The sequence below is a fragment of the Paraniabella hibiscisoli genome, assembly GCF_022512515.1.
GTDB classification, from domain to species: domain Bacteria; phylum Bacteroidota; class Bacteroidia; order Chitinophagales; family Chitinophagaceae; genus Niabella; species Niabella hibiscisoli.
Genome location: NZ_JAKWBK010000003.1, coordinates 468,194 through 487,133 on the forward strand (window position 1 = coordinate 468,194; position 18,940 = coordinate 487,133).

Annotated in this window: 23 protein-coding genes, 1 tRNA gene and 3 pseudogenes; 16 read left to right on the forward strand and 11 right to left on the reverse strand. The window is 40.2% G+C overall.

Annotated features, from left to right (window positions below; translation table 11 throughout):
- Nucleotides 1-4: 4 nt before the first annotated feature.
- From MKP07_RS33755 to MKP07_RS33770, 5 genes and pseudogenes are all read left to right on the forward strand, one after another.
- On the forward strand, nucleotides 5-505 hold the full coding sequence (locus tag MKP07_RS33755; protein ID WP_240852448.1) for a cation transporting ATPase C-terminal domain-containing protein: 501 nt from the start codon (nucleotides 5-7) through the stop codon (nucleotides 503-505).
- Between the two features lie 193 nt (nucleotides 506-698).
- Complete coding sequence (locus tag MKP07_RS43345) at nucleotides 699-1,274, forward strand: DUF308 domain-containing protein (RefSeq protein WP_394803744.1); 576 nt, start codon at nucleotides 699-701, stop codon at nucleotides 1,272-1,274.
- A gap of 249 nt (nucleotides 1,275-1,523) precedes the next feature.
- Nucleotides 1,524-1,979 carry a response regulator transcription factor gene (locus MKP07_RS33760; RefSeq protein WP_240852449.1) on the forward strand — a complete coding sequence of 152 codons (456 nt, stop codon included), beginning with the start codon at nucleotides 1,524-1,526 and terminating at the stop codon, nucleotides 1,977-1,979.
- A 79-nt stretch (nucleotides 1,980-2,058) separates the two neighbouring features.
- Nucleotides 2,059-2,400, forward strand: coding sequence for a Crp/Fnr family transcriptional regulator (locus MKP07_RS33765; protein ID WP_240852766.1), 342 nt, complete (start codon nucleotides 2,059-2,061; stop codon nucleotides 2,398-2,400).
- A pseudogene (locus tag MKP07_RS33770) lies at nucleotides 2,367-2,579 on the forward strand (helix-turn-helix domain-containing protein); the annotation flags it as partial. The gene MKP07_RS33765 and the pseudogene MKP07_RS33770, both read left to right, overlap by 34 nt.
- On the opposite strand, the gene MKP07_RS33775 reads toward MKP07_RS33770, so the two are convergent.
- Both MKP07_RS33775 and MKP07_RS33780 read right to left on the reverse strand, forming a co-directional pair.
- Complete coding sequence (locus MKP07_RS33775; RefSeq protein ID WP_240852451.1) at nucleotides 2,572-2,913, reverse strand: hypothetical protein; 342 nt, start codon at nucleotides 2,911-2,913, stop codon at nucleotides 2,572-2,574. The pseudogene MKP07_RS33770 and the gene MKP07_RS33775 overlap by 8 nt on opposite strands.
- 242 nt (nucleotides 2,914-3,155) lie before the next feature.
- Nucleotides 3,156-3,611, reverse strand: a complete 456-nt coding sequence (locus tag MKP07_RS33780; RefSeq protein ID WP_240852452.1) for a pyridoxamine 5'-phosphate oxidase family protein — start codon at nucleotides 3,609-3,611, stop codon at nucleotides 3,156-3,158.
- Nucleotides 3,612-4,475: 864 nt separating this feature from the next.
- Here MKP07_RS33780 and MKP07_RS33785 point away from each other — a divergent pair.
- The 6 genes from MKP07_RS33785 to MKP07_RS33800 all read left to right on the forward strand — a co-directional run bounded on the left by MKP07_RS33785 (nucleotide 4,476) and on the right by MKP07_RS33800 (nucleotide 8,097).
- Nucleotides 4,476-5,300, forward strand: coding sequence for a PAS domain-containing protein (locus MKP07_RS33785; RefSeq protein ID WP_317236235.1), 825 nt, complete (start codon nucleotides 4,476-4,478; stop codon nucleotides 5,298-5,300).
- Entirely contained in the window at nucleotides 5,297-5,785 is a 489-nt protein-coding gene (locus MKP07_RS33790) for a sensor histidine kinase (protein WP_240852454.1), read from the forward strand. The genes MKP07_RS33785 and MKP07_RS33790 overlap by 4 nt, the downstream gene beginning before the upstream one ends.
- 23 nt (nucleotides 5,786-5,808) lie before the next feature.
- The gene (locus MKP07_RS43350; protein ID WP_394803761.1) at nucleotides 5,809-6,006 is read left to right on the forward strand and encodes a sensor histidine kinase; all 198 of its coding nucleotides are present in this window, start codon (nucleotides 5,809-5,811) and stop codon (nucleotides 6,004-6,006) included.
- A gap of 305 nt (nucleotides 6,007-6,311) precedes the next feature.
- Nucleotides 6,312-6,446: a hypothetical protein gene (locus MKP07_RS40450; RefSeq protein ID WP_262920126.1), complete on the forward strand. Its 135-nt coding sequence runs from the start codon at nucleotides 6,312-6,314 to the stop codon at nucleotides 6,444-6,446.
- Between the two features lie 23 nt (nucleotides 6,447-6,469).
- Nucleotides 6,470-7,513, forward strand: coding sequence for a zinc-dependent alcohol dehydrogenase family protein (locus tag MKP07_RS33795; RefSeq protein ID WP_240852455.1), 1,044 nt, complete (start codon nucleotides 6,470-6,472; stop codon nucleotides 7,511-7,513).
- Nucleotides 7,510-8,097 carry a hypothetical protein gene (locus tag MKP07_RS33800; RefSeq protein WP_240852456.1) on the forward strand — a complete coding sequence of 196 codons (588 nt, stop codon included), beginning with the start codon at nucleotides 7,510-7,512 and terminating at the stop codon, nucleotides 8,095-8,097. Before MKP07_RS33795 ends, MKP07_RS33800 begins: the two co-directional genes overlap by 4 nt.
- 976 nt (nucleotides 8,098-9,073) lie before the next feature.
- On the opposite strand, the gene MKP07_RS33805 is transcribed toward MKP07_RS33800, so the two are convergent.
- The 7 genes from MKP07_RS33805 to MKP07_RS33830 all read right to left on the reverse strand — a co-directional run bounded on the left by MKP07_RS33805 (nucleotide 9,074) and on the right by MKP07_RS33830 (nucleotide 11,784).
- Nucleotides 9,074-9,147, reverse strand: a tRNA-Ala gene (locus tag MKP07_RS33805).
- A 151-nt stretch (nucleotides 9,148-9,298) separates the two neighbouring features.
- Nucleotides 9,299-9,634 (reverse strand): hypothetical protein, encoded by a 336-nt coding sequence (locus MKP07_RS33810; RefSeq protein ID WP_240852457.1) that lies wholly within the window; start codon nucleotides 9,632-9,634, stop codon nucleotides 9,299-9,301.
- A complete protein-coding gene (locus MKP07_RS33815) occupies nucleotides 9,627-9,965 on the reverse strand; it encodes a phage holin family protein (protein WP_240852458.1) in 339 nt (112 codons plus the stop codon). Before MKP07_RS33815 ends, MKP07_RS33810 begins: the two co-directional genes overlap by 8 nt.
- 223 nt (nucleotides 9,966-10,188) lie before the next feature.
- The gene (locus tag MKP07_RS33820) at nucleotides 10,189-10,344 is read right to left on the reverse strand and encodes a hypothetical protein (protein ID WP_240852459.1); all 156 of its coding nucleotides are present in this window, start codon (nucleotides 10,342-10,344) and stop codon (nucleotides 10,189-10,191) included.
- Between the two features lie 116 nt (nucleotides 10,345-10,460).
- On the reverse strand, nucleotides 10,461-11,261 hold the full coding sequence (locus MKP07_RS33825; protein WP_262920196.1) for a citrate (Si)-synthase: 801 nt from the start codon (nucleotides 11,259-11,261) through the stop codon (nucleotides 10,461-10,463).
- Entirely contained in the window at nucleotides 11,258-11,506 is a 249-nt protein-coding gene (locus MKP07_RS40455) for a citrate/2-methylcitrate synthase (RefSeq protein ID WP_262920127.1), read from the reverse strand. Before MKP07_RS40455 ends, MKP07_RS33825 begins: the two co-directional genes overlap by 4 nt.
- Complete coding sequence (locus MKP07_RS33830) at nucleotides 11,506-11,784, reverse strand: citrate synthase family protein (RefSeq protein ID WP_240852460.1); 279 nt, start codon at nucleotides 11,782-11,784, stop codon at nucleotides 11,506-11,508. The genes MKP07_RS40455 and MKP07_RS33830 overlap by 1 nt, the downstream gene beginning before the upstream one ends.
- A gap of 359 nt (nucleotides 11,785-12,143) precedes the next feature.
- Between MKP07_RS33830 and MKP07_RS33835 the strand changes: the two are divergent.
- Nucleotides 12,144-13,189, forward strand: a pseudogene (locus MKP07_RS33835) (LptF/LptG family permease).
- Nucleotides 13,190-13,969: 780 nt separating this feature from the next.
- Here the strand turns inward: MKP07_RS33835 and tgt are convergent.
- Nucleotides 13,970-15,183: pseudogene (gene tgt, locus MKP07_RS33840) on the reverse strand (tRNA guanosine(34) transglycosylase Tgt).
- On the opposite strand from tgt, the gene MKP07_RS33845 reads away from it, so the two are divergent.
- The 4 genes from MKP07_RS33845 (at nucleotide 15,128) to MKP07_RS33860 (ending at nucleotide 17,912) form a co-directional block, all read left to right on the forward strand.
- Complete coding sequence (locus tag MKP07_RS33845; protein WP_240852461.1) at nucleotides 15,128-15,751, forward strand: Crp/Fnr family transcriptional regulator; 624 nt, start codon at nucleotides 15,128-15,130, stop codon at nucleotides 15,749-15,751. The pseudogene tgt and the gene MKP07_RS33845 overlap by 56 nt on opposite strands.
- An 88-nt stretch (nucleotides 15,752-15,839) precedes the next feature.
- Nucleotides 15,840-16,565: an SDR family oxidoreductase gene (locus MKP07_RS33850; RefSeq protein ID WP_240852462.1), complete on the forward strand. Its 726-nt coding sequence runs from the start codon at nucleotides 15,840-15,842 to the stop codon at nucleotides 16,563-16,565.
- Between the two features lie 434 nt (nucleotides 16,566-16,999).
- On the forward strand, nucleotides 17,000-17,542 hold the full coding sequence (locus tag MKP07_RS33855; RefSeq protein WP_240852463.1) for a glycosyltransferase: 543 nt from the start codon (nucleotides 17,000-17,002) through the stop codon (nucleotides 17,540-17,542).
- Between the two features lie 112 nt (nucleotides 17,543-17,654).
- Complete coding sequence (locus tag MKP07_RS33860) at nucleotides 17,655-17,912, forward strand: hypothetical protein (RefSeq protein ID WP_240852464.1); 258 nt, start codon at nucleotides 17,655-17,657, stop codon at nucleotides 17,910-17,912.
- 87 nt (nucleotides 17,913-17,999) lie between these two features.
- Here MKP07_RS33860 and MKP07_RS33865 read toward each other — a convergent pair whose 3' ends face one another.
- Complete coding sequence (locus tag MKP07_RS33865) at nucleotides 18,000-18,794, reverse strand: pepsin/retropepsin-like aspartic protease family protein (protein ID WP_240852465.1); 795 nt, start codon at nucleotides 18,792-18,794, stop codon at nucleotides 18,000-18,002.
- Nucleotides 18,795-18,940: the final 146 nt, after the last annotated feature.

The window sequence follows — 18,940 nt, forward strand, 5'->3', positions numbered from 1 at the left end:
TATTATGGGACCTACCTGTTCCATTATTTATGAAAATGAACCCATGGAAAAAAACACCATGCAGCAACCTCCACGAGCATTAACAACTACTTTCTTTAACTGGCGCGAGTTATCTGCCAGCATTTTGCAGGGATTAGCTATTACTGCGGGAACACTACTGATATACCAATATGCAGTACGAGAGGGATACAACGAAGCATTAACCAAAACCATGGTATTTACAGTTTTAATAACAGCCAATATCTTCCTCACACTGATAAACCGCTCATTTTATTATTCCATTTTTACTACCTTAAAATACCGAAACAACCTGGTTGCATTAATTATTAGCATTACAGTTACTTTAGTAGCACTTATACTTTTTGCGAACCCGGTAACCCGATTTTTCGGATTTGAACGACCCCATTTTTTTCAATTAATAATTGCCATATTAACAGGATTTATTTCTGTTTTTTGGTTTGAAATAGTAAAATGGATGAACCGGAAAAGGAACCAGCAAACATAACTTTTAGACAACATTATTAATAGAAGGTTGAAACTATAGCTTTTGTGACGCAGCTATGTAAAACAAGCTCCGCAGATAGTATTATGCTTTCTAACAATCTGCTTAAATGATCTTGATCAGTATATCATGTAGCGGTTATCATTGGCCAACCTGTTAATTGTAGCGACCTTGTATTGAAACAAAAGCATTGCTCATGCATACAGTCATTGGGAAATCAGCAATAAGAAAACCACCACTCTGGTTAATAACACCTGTTATAAGCCTGATATTGATTGGAATAAGCCTGTACATCTTTATTGATCCATGGAATAGTTATCTTCAATTAATCAAGCTATCGGGAGGATGTATCTTGCTACACGGAGTATTCCTGATAATCATCTACTACTTTGATAAAACAGTTCCTGGTAGCTCAAATAGCTTACTCGCCGAAGGAATACTCAATAGTCTGTTCGGCGCTATAATGTTGTTTAATCCCTTCTTAAATTTCTTTCTCTTCTCCTATTTCGTTGGTATATGGATTACAGGTTGGGGTATTCTTAAAATAATTCAATCCATATTCCAAAAGAAGGAACTGAAAGCATGGTATTTTATAAGTTTAGAAGGGTGCTTTGCCATTGTAATTGGTTATCTGCTTTTAAAATATCCATTTATAAAAACACCGCCAACCATCCAGTGGATCTGTCTCTTACTTGTACTTCTGAGTATTTTGAACATATCCGTCAACCTGATAAATAGAACTTTCCAAAAAAACCTTCCTATTATCCTGTAATAACAGCTTTTACTTTAAAATAATCTTAGTGCCTTAATTTATCGGTATATTTATCAAACTAAAGGCAATTTCCCAAACGATTATCAATTAAGTTTTAGGCTGGTATCGATGGATTTCATTCTTTATAATCTAATTATAAAAAGAAGACAAGCAATTTGTTTAATTGTTAGTGATATAGAATGAGGATTTTTTAGCACATCCCGGTAAAGAATAGCCAATACTGCAAATGAAATTAAGAACTTATGCATTATGATAAAGATATTGCTTATAGAAGACAATCTGGAAATCAGAGAAAATATCACCGAGATTCTTGAACTTGGCGGCTATCAGGTATTTACAACTTCAAATGGCAAAGATGGTGTTGACACAGCTATCAAAGAGCGGCCCAACCTCATCCTTTGTGATATCATGATGCCGGTTCTGGACGGTTACGGGGTGCTATACCTCATTCAGAGGCATACAGAACTACAAGGCATTCCTTTTATATTTTTGACAGCGAAATCTGAAAGACATGAGATGAGAAAAGGAATGGAATTGGGTGCAGACGATTACATTACTAAACCCTTCCACAGTACAGAGCTTCTTAATGCCATAGAAGTCCGCCTGGCAAAAGTGGATAATTTAAAACGTCTTTTACCAGGCAATCTGGAGGAGTTAATGAACTCGTTTCTATTACGTATGGCAGGGATTACCTGGAAGAATTAAAAAAAACAGAAACATAAACCACTATAAAAAAAAACAGGTTATTTATACAGAGGGCAATCATCCATCGCGTCTGTATTATATACAAAAAGGCAAGGTAAAGACCTTTAAACGTAACAACGACGGGAAAGATTTTATAGTTGGCCTACACACCGAGGGTGATTTTCTCGGCTACATGCCGCTTATTGAAGGACGGATTTATCATGAAACTGCCGAAGCTATGACAGATGTAGCGCTTTCAATAATCCCCCGATCGGAATTTGAAGAATTACTCGGCAGCAATCTGGTAGTCATGAAAAAGTTTATGAGCATACTAGCCCGGAATGTTGATGAGAAAGCCGAACAATTACTTTCAGTGGCTTATAATTCTTTACGAAAAAAGTTGCAAATACCCTGGTTATGCTTAATGAAAAGTACAATATAAATGACGCCGACAATTTTTATATTGATTTATCACGCGATAATCTGGCGGCTATAGCCGGAGTAGCCAAAGAATCGATGATTCGTATGCTTAGCGAGCTTAAAGATGAAAAAATAATTGGCATGGAAGGAAGCCGGATTAAAATTCTGAACTATGTCAAATTAGAAAATATGTTCAACTAGCTCGCTTGTGATTGAGGAAGTTAAGGAAAGACAACTTCATTTTTTGAAATTCTATTTGCAAGCGCATAATGGCCTTTTCTAAGTTTAGATATTGCTTCTTGTTCACTTGCCTCATACCATGTATAGATACCTCCTCTAATAAAACGGCAATATCCCTACGTAACAGGTCTATGATCTGATCCTTTTCCACAAATTGTTGTTGAAACATTTCTGCATGTTCAACAAAATCAACAGGCACCTGACCACTAATTGATTCTGAAAGCCAATCTTTTAGTTGAACATTTTCCTTTTTAAGTTCGTTCAGAATGCCGAGCCACTTTCTATACGCTGTCATAAAATACCTGTTACAATTAAATATATCATGATCCGATAACCGGCCTCTTATTTTAAGTAGACGCACCACGAAACTTTGTTTCGCAATGCAATTTTCATAACATCAGTTCACCAGGTAAAGGCCGCTAACTACCATACCCAATAGCTTTCAAACTTTGGCGCTTTTTAAAGGGCTTTTAGCCCGAAATTTGTACATAAATGTATTAATGAAAGCAGGAGCCTCTAAATGTAATTTCAATGTCTCTACACGCTTTCAAAAATGGAGCTGCGACCGGTCATCTCTTTCAATTGTATGCAGAAAAATACGCCATCGTCTTTTGAACCAGAAAGGGCAAACGGCCAATAGGGAGATCGTAACAATTCATCGCTGTCTACCTTGGCAAGAACACGTTGCTGCAAAACACGAATAGCCTCCATTCGTTCGTCCTTTTGGGAAAGTTCGTGAAATGTTCCCCAGCAAACAACGCTCTCCCATTTTAGTATAGTATCAATATTTTCGACCTGGAAACAAACAGCCGGATTTTCACGCAACAATCTCAGTTTTAGTCCCTCACTGGTTCTGCAAAAAATACACTCATTGTCATAAGCGTAACAAATAGGAACGATATAAGTGACCCCATCAGCGTGACAACCGATATGGCCGAACATCATTTTTTGCAATATATTTTTTATTTCATTTTTATTTAACTCCCTGAGCATGATCTTTATATTTATTATTATCAAAAAAGCTTCTCACATAGTTAAGAGAAATAAAGATGCAACAAGCAACATAAAGGTATTTTACTATCTCCGGGCTAACAATGATTCACGTCACCAACACTACTAATATTCAACATCCGACTACTAACACTACTTACTAATTACCCTAAAGCTATTTCCGTGTAATTGGGAGTATCCTGATAGAATCGCTTCATAAAATAGCCTATACGTCGTCTGATATAAGCGCAGATTGATGGCTTCGCTTTATGCATATAGAAACATTTAGCCTAAGATATTTTAAATTTTATAAAGACTTTATTTGACGAAAATTCCTTCACCAAATAAAAAGTTGCCATACCTGAAAGATCAATGCTCCTGGGAACGTCCTTTTTGTGAAAGTGCAATTTAGAATGAAACGCATTATCCATACCAGTTATATCAACATAGGGCTTATCGAGGTTAAAGCATATGTATCCGTCTACATCAAAATAAAATCCCCTTATTAAAGAAGTCGGAAATTTGAAAGCCTGATTAGCCGGGTCATAAAATATCGCAACATCCAACCCCGTCATCCTGCCTTTTAAAAATTCAAATTTCGAGCGTCTATTCATGACCAATTTTAGAGTTAAATTAAGACACCAGGGGGTAAAACCCGATGATCTTGGTCGGTTTAACCTTGACGTTGGTCATCAATCACTGTTACCTTCGGCATGTTCTATCAGAAAATGTGTTTTGCTAATTATGAGTCATTTATATTACCCACGCACCGGAGAATAAAAACTACCTTTAGAATAGCAAATCACAGGTTATGAATAAAGATACCGGCATTGGATTTGATGTGCTTTTCAGTAACGCCTCCTGGGAATTTTAGTCGCAGACGAGTTGGGAACAATGGTTCTCGTAAACCCTTTTCTTCTTGAGCAATTTGGCTATGCAGAAAAAGAATTGCTCGGGCAACAGATAGAAAAACTCATTCCCGAAAGATATCATTTAAGGCATGTAAAGCATGTTTCTTATTATAACCAACATCCCAAAAAAAGACCCATGGGCCTGGGCCTTGACCTTTATGGAATTCGAAAGGATAAAACAGAGTTCCCGGTAGAAGTTAGCCTGGGGAATTACCAAACAGATCAGGGTAAGTATGTAATTGCTTTTTTAAGCGATATCTCAAAAAGAAAAGTAGCAGAGAACGCTTTGCAGCAATTGAACGAAGAGCTGGAACAAAAGGTAGAAGACCGGACTATAACGCTTAAAAACACCGTTAAACAACTTGCTGCGCTCATTGCCGAAACAGAGGTCAAGGATGCAGAGCTCAATCGTGTCAATATATTTCTAAAAAACATCTGGGACCATGCCGAGGCCATTATATTAGTTACCGATAAAGAAGGCATTATCAAAATGATGAATCCTGCTGCCGAACGATTATTGAAATATAAAGAAGCTGAATTGATGAATAGGAAAACACCCTCGATTTTCTTAGACAATGATCACCTAGCCTTCTCCAGCTTTATTGAAAAGGTATATGCCGGCCAGCCCATAGAAAGAGAGATTTACTATACACCCAAAGATGGTATCCGTTTTCCTGTATCGCAAACTTTTACATCGATGCGCAATGCCAGGGGTGAAATTGAAGGCTACCTGATCATATCTATGGACATATCCAGGCGAAAAAGGCAGAGAATGATATGATCATCGCCCTAAATAAAGAAAAGGACTTAAGCGAGCTAAAATCAAGGTTTGTTTCCATAGCATCCCACGAGTTTCGTACACCACTTAGTACGGTACTTTCTTCGGCGTACCTGGTGTCTCAATATGCCGGAAATGAAGATCAGCCCCGCAGAGAAAAGCACATACAGCGAATTATTTCTTCGGTTGATATGCTTACTGACATTTTAAATGATTTTCTGTCTGTAGGGAAAATTGAAGAAGGGAAAATTCAAATACGGCGAAGTCTATTTGATATAAAACAGCATATACAACAAATCGTAAGTGAATTAAACGGACTGCTAAAGAAAAACCAACAAATAAAATATACGCATAAGGGTAAGGAAAAACTCGAACTCGATCCGTCTTTAATGAGGCAAATTTTGACAAACCTGTTGTCCAATGCAATAAAATTCTCCCCGAAGGTGGCATTATCAACCTTGAAAGTGAGCTTACATCCAAAGACCTAAAAATCTCGGTTGCTGATCAGGGTATTGGTATTTCCGAGGAGGATCAGCAACATTTATTTGAACGCTTTTTTCGAGGCACTAACGCTACCAATGTACAGGGTACTGGTCTTGGGCTTCATATTGTAAGCAGGTATGCGGAATTGTTAAATGGAAACATTACCTGTAAGAGCCAAATAAATGCCGGCACTACCTTTAACCTGCATTTTCAACTAACCCAGTAAGAAGTATTTTTGAAAACATTATAAAAGACCGATTACTTTCCTCCAGGCATACACAATCCCATGCACGGTGTACCAAAGTTATAACAAAGTCCAGGCGCCAATCCTTTGTGTTTTTTACAACTGCAGTGTTAGATCACTCCTCAAGTAATTTACCGAAATTGCTGTCATTACTTTCGAAAGAGACGTAGGTGCCAGCCAAGAGGAACGTCTTCTCTCGCCATGGACATACTTCTTTAAAACTGATAATGATTGTTTGAATATAGTAAAGCTGTTAGTTGTTAATCAATTCGTTAGAAAATTACATAATGAACAGATTCCCCGTAGACGATCAGATGATACTGAAAGACGAAAGCTTGCGTCCAATACGACTCCCCGCAGGTGATAAGGATCAGCGAAGATCCCAATGGATATCATTGGCAAAGCCTGTCACTACCTTGTAGATTGCAGGTAAAACAATTAAAAAATGAAAGCATTAGTGTATCACAGACCGGGAAAAAAATCATGGGACGATAAACCTCAACCAGTTATTCTTAAGCCAACCGATGCTATAATTAAGATAACAAAAACAACTATCTGCGGTACAGATCTTCATATTCTAAAAGGAGATGTGGCTGATGTGACAGAAGGACGAATACTCGGTCACGAAGGCGTTGGGATCGTGGAAAAAACAGGGGACGCCGTTACTAACTTTAAAAAAGGCGACCGCGTTTTAATTTCCTGCATTACGGCCTGTGCCAAATGCGTTTACTGTAAAAAAGGAATGTACTCACATTGTGTGGATGGAGGATGGATACTAGGTCATTTGATAGACGGCACCCAGGCCGAATTTGTTAGAATTCCTTATGCAGATTCCAGTCTTTATCCTATTCCTGAAGGAAGTGACGAAGATGCCCTGGTAATGCTAAGTGATATACTGCCTACGGGATTTGAATGTGGGGTGCTGAACGGAAAAGTGCAGCCAGGTAGCACCGTTGCCATTGTAGGGGCGGGTCCTATTGGGTTGGCTGCATTGCTTACGGCACAATTTTATAGCCCTTCGGCAATTATTATGATAGACTCGAATGAGAACCGCCTTTCAATTGCCCTGCAATTTGGCGCTACTCACACTACTAACTATGAACAGGAAAACAGTGTCCAAAAGATCATGGAGTTGACAGAAAACACAGGAGTTGATACAGCCATTGAAGCCGTAGGTGTACCTGCCAGTTTTGCACTTTGCCAGTCTATTATTGCCCCGGGCGGTACCATAGCCAATATTGGTGTGCACGGCAAAAGCGTTGAATTGCACCTTGAGCAATTATGGTCACACAATATTACTATCACTACCCGGCTGGTAGACACCGTTACAACACCCCTTTTATTGAAGACGATTAGCTCCAAAAAAGTGGACGCTAAAAAACTAATAACGCATTACTTCAGCTTAAATGACATTATAAGTGCTTACGACACTTTTGAAAGAGCGGCGTCCACAAAAGCATTGAAAATTATTTTAAATAACGATTTATGAAAAAGGTAATTCTTGTTTGTGATGGCGAAAATTATTCCCATGGCGTATTTGAGTTTATCAAACAATGTCAACAGCATGAAGCATCATTCATCAAAGGAATATTTTTCTCATCTATCGACATAGTAGCATCTGTTGCCCGTGATTTTTGGGAGGAGAAGGATAGTATCAATGGTGTAGCTTCGATGGCAGTTGAGCGTTTTGCCAATCAGTGTAAAAATAACAATATCCAATTTGCTATAGAGGAAAAGGATGCCTCATACTGGAGCAAAGTGTTTTGGCAAATAGAGTCCAGGTTCGCCGATTATATTGTTCTAAGCCAGTCAATGATTGGGAAAGATGTAGACTCAAAACAGCCCAATGCATTTATGCAAGAGTTATTTCGCTGGGCCGATTGCCCCATCCTGGTTGTTCCTGAAAATATAAGAAAAATAGAGTCTCTTATTGCGACTTACGATGGTTCCGGGAAAGTATGCACGCAATTAAGGAATTTATTAAAATTTTCCCTCACTATTGCAACTTACCTGCAAGCTTCGTTTATGTTAAAGATGAGGACAACGAAGACATTCCACAATCGAAATTGTTAAAAGAGTTTGTCAATATAAATTTTCAAAACGCAGTAATCCAAAAATTACACTGGGACTATGAAAAGCTATTTTCCACCTGGATTGAGTGCCACAAAAACCCGTTGATTATAGCAGGTTCCTACAACCGATCTATCCTTTCTTACCTGCTCGAAACAAGTTTCTCGGATCTGATAATAAAGGATCAAATTGCACCCATATTTATTGCTCATTAATATTAGTTTCCAATTAAGAAAAACTCAAAACCCCAAATTTTGAACCTAAATGATAGCCCAAGAGCTTGAAGATAAATGTCTAGCCGGATAAATGGTAATTAAGATTGTATTTCATATAATCATCAAATAGAGGCATTAAATAGACTCTCCAAATGCAATTATCTAAAAAAATAGTGCTTTCTGGTAAGCATGCTATGTTAATGCAATTTCACTTGCAATGAGCAATGATGACAACGCTCAAGTGACTTTGACTTATTTATCAAAGCTCTTATAGCACCTTGCTTTAAAAATTACTATTGGTGTTTGAAATATAACAGCTTGGCTGTCTTTTCGACAAAAAGATCAAAAGAGGATACAAAGTGTGTAAATAACTGACACATTTATTCTTTGCCATCCCATTGGACGGATTTGAAGTTGTCAAAGCCGCCAAAAAAAATGGTTAAGGGCATTTGAAGTAATGGAATTGTTAGGTCTTTCAGAAGTTAAACTGCAAATGCTGAGGGATAATAGTATAATTTCATTTAGCAGGTTGGGTGGCATATGCTACTACAATATTGATAACATTGACAAGGTGTTAAAAAATGGAGTAGTATCTGATGATCTTTAGCCCAAGCAAGAACTGCGCTTTTTTTGTCATTATAACCTAGAGTATTTGAAAAGTTTTCCACAGATACCTTGAACCATTTATAGCTCGATTTGGTTTTATCAGGAGCAAAAGAGCATAAAAATAGGCCTTACATAAATTGTAAGACCTTGGTAATCAGTGGAGGATATCGGAGTCGAACCGACGACCTCTTGCATGCCATGCAAGCGCTCTAGCCAGCTGAGCTAATCCCCCTTGCTCCTGAGCGGAGAGCGAAATTAAAGGAAACAATCAATTTATCCAAGTTCAATTACAGGAATCTATTAAATGACAGCGGGTTTCTCACCAGAGAGATCAGGAATTTCGGCTTCCCGGAGCTTGCTGGCAGTATTTCTGAGGGTGGTGGCTATTTTTTATCGGCCTTGCTGCCTATGAGCCGGGTAGCTACCTCCCTTACTAAAAAAGGTACTATCAGTTTAGGAAGCCAGCCGGCTTTTTTCAACAATACCTTTCCTATCAAAAACTCACTGGCCCGCTTAATGCCAAATTTCACCAAAGGATTGGTAGTACTGGTACTCAATGCGCCCTGCGCTGTTTTCTTTATATTGGAAAAGGGATTGACCTCTTCTTTTATACCTTCGAAGGACTCTTTGATGCTGGCCTTGCTGGCTTTAAGGCGCTCTTTGAGGCGCGCCTTCTCCTCCATTAAGTCTTCGAAATTATTGATCTCCGGTTTAGCCATAAATCTTATTTATGATGATATTTCTAATAAGGTTAATTACTTTCTTTTTGAGCAATACGATCAGGAGCAGTACCACAAACAAGCCTCCCGATACTATAAAGAAGCCCAATACGTGATTGTTCAGCTTTACACCTACCCACCAACTTAAGCCAAAGCAGGCAAAAAAGAGGGCAAAAAATAATAATGCAAATAGAAGGAGCGTAATTAAAAGCGAGGCTCCCAGCTTACTTCCTTTATCAGCAACTTTTACTACAGATAAACGGTAATAGGTTTTGGCAATATCTTCTACGTTATCCACAATGTCCTCTACCTTATCTTTTATGTCGAACATAGATTTAGTTTATGTAGTTAAATAAAAGAGGTTGCCTGCGAAATCGTTCACAATAGTTACTATTATGAAAAACCTACGGGCAACCCCATTAAAAGCTAAAAACAGAATTAGCTCGAATATTCTTCTGAAGCACCGGAATAAGCATCCTGGGCTTTACCTTTTACTTTCTTAAAACGATCCTTAGCTTTATGAGAAAGGTCGGATAAATTCTCTTTTCCTGACTCTATAAGACTTCCCAGAGAATCGGCCCAATCGCTGGTAGTATTTTTGATTTTTTTCTTGCTTTTTTACCTTCTTCGGTATAAAACAATAAACCAATGGCTACACCCGCTGCTGCTGCACCTAAAATACCCAGTAAAATCTTGTCTTTATTTTTCATAATTTAACTTTTAAAAGTTTTCAAACAAATAATTTATATAATTAAGGTACCTAAAAAATCGTACCAAAAAGCACTGACTGCTAAACAATTAATAATTTACCGGTAAAAATCAATGCTTAATCGCCCAGGTTTTGTACTTCTTTGTTCAACCAGCGTTTTACAGCCGCCGTTGTTACAGATTTAGGACGCTCTAAAGGCATGCTTAAAGCGCGGTCCCAGCAAAGGCTGGAAAGTACACCCAAAGCGCGGCTTACAGCGAACAATACCGTATAATATTCATATTCTACCATACCATAATGCACTAACAGAGCACCACTGTGTGCATCCACATTAGGCCATGGGTTTTTAACTTTTCCTAAAGACTGTAAAATTGGCGGTACCGTCTCGTATATCCTCCAAACTGTATTTACCAAAGGATCATCTGACATATGTTTTTTGCCAAAATCCATCTGCGCGGTGAAGCGGGGATCTGTTTTACGTAGTACCGCATGACCATAGCCCGGCACCACTTTGCCCTCGGCTAATGTTTTTTCTACATATCCTTTTATCTGCTCTGCCGTAGGCTCCTTGGTTTGAAGCTCTTCCTGCATTTCAAATATCCACTTGATCACTTCCTGGTTAGCCAGGCCATGCAATGGGCCGGCCAGGCCGTTCATACCGGCGGCATAGCTCAGGTAAGGATCGCTTAATGCAGAACCCACCAGGTGCGTAGTATGAGCTGATACATTTCCGCCCTCGTGGTCGGCATGTATTACCATATATAAACGCATCAATTCTTTAAACTGGTCATCATCATAGCCCAGCATGTGCGCAAAGTTCCCGGCCCAGTCTAATAAACCATCTGGCTGCAGAGCCTTGCCTTGCTTGTATTTTCTACGGTAAACATAAGCTGCGATATGTGGTATACGGGCAATCAGATCAAGGGTATCCTCAAAAGTAGCAGCCCAGTATTCTTTTTATTCATCCCTTCTGCATACTTTTTTGCAAAAGTGCTTTCACCCTGCAGGGCCATAACCCCTACCACGAACATGGTCATCGGGTGCGTTTCTTTGGGCAACGCGCCCATTGTTTCGAACACGTAAGAGGGCACATGGCTGCGACGTTGTAAAATGGAGGTCAGGTTTTCTACTTCTTCCTGTGTAGGAATTTCACCCACCAGCATCAGGTAAAAAGTCCTTCAGGCAGGGGTTCGCTGCCACCATTGGCTTTGGGTAGTTTATCACGTAACTCATCTATCGAGTGTCTTCTAAAACGGATTCCGTCCTGGGCATCCAGAAGCGATGTTTCTGTAATCAACGCTGTCATGCCGCGCATGCCCTGGTAAACCTGGGCCAGCGTGGTTTGACCAATTACTGTATCACCATGTTCCTTCAGTATTGCTTTAATTTCTTCGCCCAGCTTATCAGCCTGCGCTTTAAACTTTTGTTTCAGCATTTCCATAACACGTAAAAAATTTGTACTTTGATTATTCGGGTAAGCATTCGCGCTAAAGATAAATAAAGGCAAGTGGTTCAGCAAATTATATTACCTATTTAACAGCAATGTAATTACGGGAACGTTTGCGTTGTATTTTGGTTTCTTTAAAAGCCTGAAAAACAATACAGGCAAGACTTACACGGTAAGATAAAACGATCACTAACAGCCCCGTTTAGCACCTTAAATTACCGGTGCTTGCAAAATCATTCCTAAAATATGCAACACCTTACATTAAGTCTTAATTTTCATCTATTTTTGGCGGCTGAATGAAAATACTCGACTGGTTCATATTAAAACGTCTGCTGGTAACATTTGTATTTTGTATGTTATTATTTACCGTTATTGCTGTAGCGGTAGATAGCAGTGAGAAAACTGACGATTTTGTAAAAACCGGGCTGAGTAACTGGGAGATCTTTAAGCAGTATTATGTTGGCTTCATTCCTTTTATATGGAGCCTGCTATTTCCGCTGTTTGTATTTATTGCGGTGATCTTTTTACCAGTAAAATGGCTATGCGCAGCGAGGTGATTGCGATACTGGCCAGCGGCACTTCCTTTAACCGTTTTTTAAGACCCTATATTATCGGTGGCATTTTGCTGGCCGCGGTGCTATTTATCGGCCGTTATTATTTTATACCGAAGGCGAATGTGCTCTATACCACTTTTATGCAGCAAAAGCTAGACAAGCATAACCCGCTTAAAAACCGGCAGGAAACAAGCTGCAGCAATTGTTTCTATAAGCGCATCGACAGCTCCTCTTATATGGGAGTAAAAAATTACAATCCCGAGACACAAATGAGCGGTACATTTTTCATGGAACGTGTTAAAAAGGGGAAAGTTATTTACAACCTGAGGGCGGAGTCGATTAAATGGGATACCACCAAACGAAAAAAACGGTGGATTGCCAATAAAGTGGTAGAACGTTTTGTTGACAGCCTGGGAGAAAGGGTCCGGTTTCATGAAGAAAAAGAAGTCAAGCTCAATATACTACCCTCGGAGCTGATCAGGGATGAATACCAGAAAGATAAGCTAACTACTCCCCAGCTAATAGATTTTATTAAAAAAGAACAGTTACGTGGAACCGAGGGTTTAAATACCCTAAAGGTGGAGCTCTATAAGCGTTCGGCCACTCCATTTACCGTGTTACTGTTAACCTTAATAGGCGCTGTTATCGCCTGCAGAAAAACCAGGGGTGGTAGCGGTTTACACCTCGCCCTGGGTATATTAATTGCAGCTATATTTATTATTGCCGACCAGTTTTCTACGGTATTTGCTGTAAAAGGGAATTTTTCTCCCTTCCTGGCTGCCTGGCTACCCAATATTGCGTTTATGTTTGTAGCGTTAAGATTGTATTTTACAACGCCTAAATAGAAACAGTTACCTGCGGCTTTTAAATACCTTTTTCAATCAGGATATTTTCTTTACATAAGTAATAATGGTAACACCCCATTAAAAACGACTGGTTGGTGTGGTTCCGCGGTAAAAATCATACTTGAAGGGTCATTCTACAAACCGTACCGGAACCGGTTCTCCAAAGTATTCTTCACTGCAGTCAACAGCGATATTAAAGATCTTCCCATTACAATCCCCGGTTTCCCAAATGAAGGAAATACTTAAGTCGACATATATCTTCCCGGCTTATTTTACTAATTCATTTTAACACCTCCCCCGCAGCCAAAAAATCTCTGAATTTTTTGAAAGGGCGGAGAGACTACGTACTTGTAGGGTAATTGGCTGCTACGAAAAGAGACGGCCTGCAAGGACCTATATCCCCAGATAGGATGGATTGATAGATATAGTATGTTATGTTTCCTAAGACGCGCGGGAATCCACAACCTATAGGCACCTTTATCGTCGGTAAATGTAGAAACGGTATCTACATCCATTGGCAAACCCGAGACAGATACGACAATATGCACCTGCTGTAATCCTACAGTTCCAGTAGAATCAAATATATTACCGTATACTAAACATCGGAGGCTGTCCTGGGCTGAGCAGCTCATAACACTCACTGTTTGGACTACCCGCTGCTTATAAATATTGTCTTGTCCGGTCTGAGCAGCGCAAGTAAATACAAAAAGCAGCAATAACAACGTGAATACGTTTTTTATCACTTTCATAATATTTATATTACACTGGGTCATGTATAACCTACAACCTGGTTTTCAATCTCACCACCATTTCATTCTTCCAGCTGGCGTAATCACCTGCGATGATGTGCTTACGCGCCTCTCCTACCAGCCACAAGTAAAAGCTCAGGTTATGTGTGCTGGCAATCGTCAGCGCCAATATCTCCTTTGCCTTAAATAAATGCCTCAAATAAGCTTTCGAGTAGTAATTACTCATTTCACAAGGCAGCTCCTCGTCAATAGGAGAAAAATCATACTCCCACTTTTTATTATCGATATTTATAACGCCCTTACTGGTGAAAAGCATGGCATTACGGCCATTCCGGGTGGGCATTACACAATCGAACATATCCACGCCCATACCAATACACTCCAATATATTCCAGGGAGTTCCCACTCCCATCAGGTACCTGGGTTTTTCGGCAGGTAAATGCTGGCAGCACCAGTCGCATATCTCGTACATCACGGCTCCGGCTCGCCTACACTCAGGCCGCCGATCGCATTTCCGGGCGCTCCCTTGGAAGCAATAAATTCGCAGGATTGTTTACGGAGATCTTTAAAAGTTGCTCCCTGTACAATCGGGAAGAGATTCTGTGTATAGCCGTATTTATCAGGCGTTGCATTAAACTGCGTTAAACACCGGTCTAACCAGCGATGCGTTAATTCCATGCTTTTATGCGCGTAGCCATATTCGCTGCCTCCGGGAGGGCACTCATCAAAAGCCATGATAATATCTCCCCCAATGCTGCGCTGTATATCCATTACCCGCTCAGGGCTGAAAAGATGTTTGCTCCCGTCTATATGCGACTGAAAGGTGACACCCTCTTCTTTGATCTTACGCGTTCCGGCTAAGGAAAAAACCTGGTAGCCGCCGCTATCTGTCAAAATAGGCCGGTCCCAGTTATTGAACTGATGCAGTCCACCCGCCTTTTCTAACACATCTGTCCCGGGACGCAAGTATAAATGATAGGTATTACCCAAAATAATCTGGGCTTTTACATCCGATTTCAGCAGTTGTTGCGAAACTGCCTTTACACTACCAATGGTACCTACGGGCATGAAAATGGGTGTTTGGATTTTTCCGTGATCAGTGGTAATTTCACCAGCCCTTGCATTAGATGTACTGTCCTTATACTGCAGATCAAAATTGAGTGTTGCCATTGCCGCAAAAGTAATCAGATTGCAGCAGTTGGTCATTGTACACCTGCAGGAATTACTAACTTTATTGACCGCCATGGGAGATTATTGTCCCGGCATCATACCACTAACAATGACAGAAAACAATCCAATACTGCCAGGCTTCCCTGAAAAAGAGTCCGCAGATCTCTTAAGTATATCCACTATCAAATCTGTAGAAAAAGATGAATTTTTTATTTCGGAAGGGCAAATTCCCAGAAAATTCGCTATCGTATTGAGCGGCTCTTTCAGGTATTACTATGTAAATGAGAAAGGTGATGAATTTACCAAGGGATTTATTTTAAAAAATACTGTGCTAAGCGCTTATTCTGCAATGGCACAGGGCACGCCCTCATTGTTCAATATACAGGCCCTTGAACATGCTCAAATTCTTGAAGTCAATTATCAAAGCTGGTTGCAGCTTCGTGGGTCTAACGCCTTTTGGGACCGCTTTTTAATTCAGGCTCTTGAAAAGGGATATTTTGCAAAAGAAAAAAGAGAACGGGAACTTTTACTATTGGACGCTAGCAGCCGGTATAAAATATTCCTGTCAGAGTTTCCTGACCTGGATAAAAAGTTAAACTCCACATTATTGCCTCCTATATTGGCATACAGCCCGAATCCCTGAGCAGGATAAGAAAAAAATGGAAAACTAACATAGATCAATTTCCACCCGCCTTGCTGCTTTTACTTTTGAGTATCTCAATAAACACATTATGGTACTCACAAAAAATACGATCCTCATTACCGGAGGCAGCTCGGGCCTGGGCCTGGAGATGGCAAAAATGTTTTTACAACTGGGAAACAAAGTAATTGTTTGTTCGAGAAGCCCCGACAAACTTAAGTTTACAAAAAACAAGTTACCTGAAGTAATTACTTTTCAATGTGACATTTCCGTTGAAGCAGAACAAGAGAGATTGGCAAGCTGGGTTGAACTATATCATCCGGATTTGACCGTATTAATTAACAATGCGGCCATCGTTAACCGAACCCATTTCATTACAGATAACGAAAGTTGCAATAAGTTATCCGGTGAAATAGCCACAAACCTAATAGCCCCCATCCACCTCATTAAACTGCTGTACCCTGTACTAATAAAAAACAATAATGCAGCCATCCTTAACATAACAAGCGGGCTGATTTATACCCCCAGGAGTATTTACCCGTTTTATAATGCCACCAAGTCGGCACTGCATGCCTTTACACAGGTGCTCCGCTATCAGCTACAACATGAGCCTATAAAAATAATTGAAGTTATGTTTCCTGTTGTGGATACGCCATGGCATAAGGGCAATGCACCTAAAAGCAGCATTTCTGTTGAAAAAGCAGTATCAGAAATGATAAGAGGTATTGAGCACAACAAAAGCGAAATTAAAGTGGGCGCCGTAAAGCTACTATCCTACCTGTCGCGCATTGCACCAAAGTTTGCGTTCAAAAAATAAATGCATTACAGTAAATGACCGACGGCTGAGGATAAAACAGTCAATTGGTGCCACAAAAAATCGTGTCAGCAATTTATGACACAGTAAAAGGTGTCACAGCAAAGTGTGTCGCTATTTGGCCCGATTAAAAAAAGTGTCACAGGGTAAGTTATACGACCGACGGCCATTACACCAACCTTGCCTTTTAACCGTTTAAGTGTAGGTAATTCTTTGGTGATTATATTTGCCGATATGTTTTCAACTACGGCTCAGCTTATTTTGGTTTTATTGATTTTGGTAACAATATTCTTATTATTTTATTACCTGTTTTTCTTTGCCCGGCTGGCGTTCTTTAAAAACAAACAGGCTGGTACTGCTGCCAACCTACCACCGCTCACCACTATTATTTGCGCCAAGAATGAGCAGTATAACCTGGAAAAGAATATCCGGAGTTATTGCTGCAACATTATGATGCTCCGTTCGAGCTTTTGCTGGTAAACGACAATTCGGAGGATGACACGAAACACATAATGCAATGGATGTCGAGAGATCGCCCCAGGCTCAAGCTAATCAACATTGAAAGAAAGAATAAAGAAGGCGCTGGAAAGAAATATCCGCTGTCCATTGGCATAAGGGAGGCAAAGCATGGGCATCTCCTGCTCACTGATGCCGATTGTATTCCGGCATCTTATCAATGGGCTACCCAAATGGCGAGTGCTTATCAACCCGGCATTGACATTGTGCTGGGTTATGGACCTTATGAGAAGCATCCCGGTTTTCTGAACAAAGTAATCCGTTTTGAAACCTTTCACGCTGCATTGCAATACCTTTCTTATGCGTTGGCAGGGCATCCTTATATGGGCGTGGGCCGTAACCTGAGTTATAAAAAAGACCTTTTTCTCAGCACAAAGGCTTTACCTCCATTAGTCATATACCTGGCGGCGACGATGATCTTTTCATTAGTAAAGCAGCTAACGGAACTAACACGGCCATTATGATCGACACAGACGCCCATACGATGAGCGTTCCAAAAAAACATGGGCGGCATGGAAGCATCAAAAAACACGGCATTACAGCACTTCAAAATACTACCGGTTTAAGCACAAATTTTTGCTGGGTTTGTATAGCATGTCGCAGTTTTTATTTTACCCGCTGCTTATCGCCACGGCTCTTATTTCCAGCTGGCCTATAGCCCTGGGTATACTGGTTATAAAATCGGGAGTGCAATACCTGGTGTTTTCAAAAGCTATGAAAAAACTCAATGAAAGCGATCTGACTGGTTGGATCTTTTTGATGGATATCTGGATGATGGTTTATTACCTGCTTTTTGCGAATACGCTCTGGAAAAAGGAAAAGAAAACCTGGTAGAGGCCCGTAAAGAACAACCCAGGACGCCTCCTTTACAAGGTCTATTTACTGCACCCTGCTCTGATGACCCGGATTCTGGGACTGGCATTATTTATCTCTGTATATTTCTACCCGACGGTTAAGAAAATCAATAACAGTTTTATGCTGTTTCAAAAACGGCATCCCCAATAAGCCGTCTATTATAATATCCCGCCCCTGGTTAATTTGAGAAAGACTGGAATTATCAAAGGTAAACCGCATATCCCTGTAGGAAACATCCCCGATCAGGAGCTCTTTAATATTCGCTTCCACAACAGTTACCGGCGCACCGGCTCCTCTTAATATGGTATTGCGAACGTTACTTATTTCTTTCATGGTTGACAACAACTTTGCAGAAACCAGGTTAGGAAAAGCTGCGCAATCAATGCCCATCTGTATTTTCTCCTGCTCAATGGTGCAGGTAACAACCGGCATATGTCCGCTAAAAACAAAAGGCACTATTACCCTTGAGGATATGCTATCTTCTATTTCAACACCTGTTTCCGGTTTTTCGAAGAGGATCTGCCTGCTTTTAAAATCAAAGGTTACCCGGTAATCCTTATACACGTCCAGCCCCATCAGCCCTCCAATACTATCGCCCAGGTGAGGCAGATCGGCAGCTATAGCTTTAAAATGTTGTTTCTGCACACCCTCCCAGTTAAAAGAATCAATCAGCACAGCGCCTGCATTCACTTCTCCGCCAACGCCCCTGGCTTTAACCGCACTATCCTGTTGTACACCATTCTTCCAATACCGGCTGTTGATTACCAGGTAAGGGCAACCATTGTCCAAAACAAAATGAGTTGCTTTTCCATTCACATTGGCTGTAACGCGTATCAGCGAATCCTTTATCTCAAAAGCCACTGCAAAGCTGTTTGGTTTTTGGGCATCGCTGAAAACAAAATCAACCTGGGCGTTTGCCGATACAACCCATAGCAGGAAAGGAAAAAAATAGCGCTCTTAAAAATCTTTATCATTAATAATACGATCAACTGCAAAAATCGACATTA

Excerpts from the sequence above, each read along its gene's own strand:
- MKP07_RS33755 (WP_240852448.1), top strand. The coding sequence starts at position 5 with ATGGGACCTACCTGTTCCATTATTTATGAAAATGAACCCATGGAAAAA.
- MKP07_RS33815 (WP_240852458.1), bottom strand. The coding sequence starts at position 9,965 with ATGTTCGACATAAAAGATAAGGTAGAGGACATTGTGGATAACGTAGAA.
- MKP07_RS33830 (WP_240852460.1), bottom strand. The coding sequence starts at position 11,784 with ATGGAAATGCTGAAACAAAAGTTTAAAGCGCAGGCTGATAAGCTGGGC.
- MKP07_RS33850 (WP_240852462.1), top strand. The coding sequence starts at position 15,840 with ATGGTACTCACAAAAAATACGATCCTCATTACCGGAGGCAGCTCGGGC.
- MKP07_RS40455 (WP_262920127.1), bottom strand. The coding sequence starts at position 11,506 with ATGCTGGTGGGTGAAATTCCTACACAGGAAGAAGTAGAAAACCTGACC.
- MKP07_RS33760 (WP_240852449.1), top strand. The coding sequence starts at position 1,524 with ATGATAAAGATATTGCTTATAGAAGACAATCTGGAAATCAGAGAAAAT.
- MKP07_RS33820 (WP_240852459.1), bottom strand. The coding sequence starts at position 10,344 with ATGAAAAATAAAGACAAGATTTTACTGGGTATTTTAGGTGCAGCAGCA.
- MKP07_RS33775 (WP_240852451.1), bottom strand. The coding sequence starts at position 2,913 with ATGACAGCGTATAGAAAGTGGCTCGGCATTCTGAACGAACTTAAAAAG.
- MKP07_RS43345 (WP_394803744.1), top strand. The coding sequence starts at position 699 with ATGCATACAGTCATTGGGAAATCAGCAATAAGAAAACCACCACTCTGG.
- MKP07_RS33790 (WP_240852454.1), top strand. The coding sequence starts at position 5,297 with ATGATCATCGCCCTAAATAAAGAAAAGGACTTAAGCGAGCTAAAATCA.
- MKP07_RS40450 (WP_262920126.1), top strand. The coding sequence starts at position 6,312 with ATGAACAGATTCCCCGTAGACGATCAGATGATACTGAAAGACGAAAGC.
- MKP07_RS33810 (WP_240852457.1), bottom strand. The coding sequence starts at position 9,634 with ATGGCTAAACCGGAGATCAATAATTTCGAAGACTTAATGGAGGAGAAG.
- MKP07_RS33780 (WP_240852452.1), bottom strand. The coding sequence starts at position 3,611 with ATGCTCAGGGAGTTAAATAAAAATGAAATAAAAAATATATTGCAAAAA.
- MKP07_RS33800 (WP_240852456.1), top strand. The coding sequence starts at position 7,510 with ATGAAAAAGGTAATTCTTGTTTGTGATGGCGAAAATTATTCCCATGGC.
- MKP07_RS33795 (WP_240852455.1), top strand. The coding sequence starts at position 6,470 with ATGAAAGCATTAGTGTATCACAGACCGGGAAAAAAATCATGGGACGAT.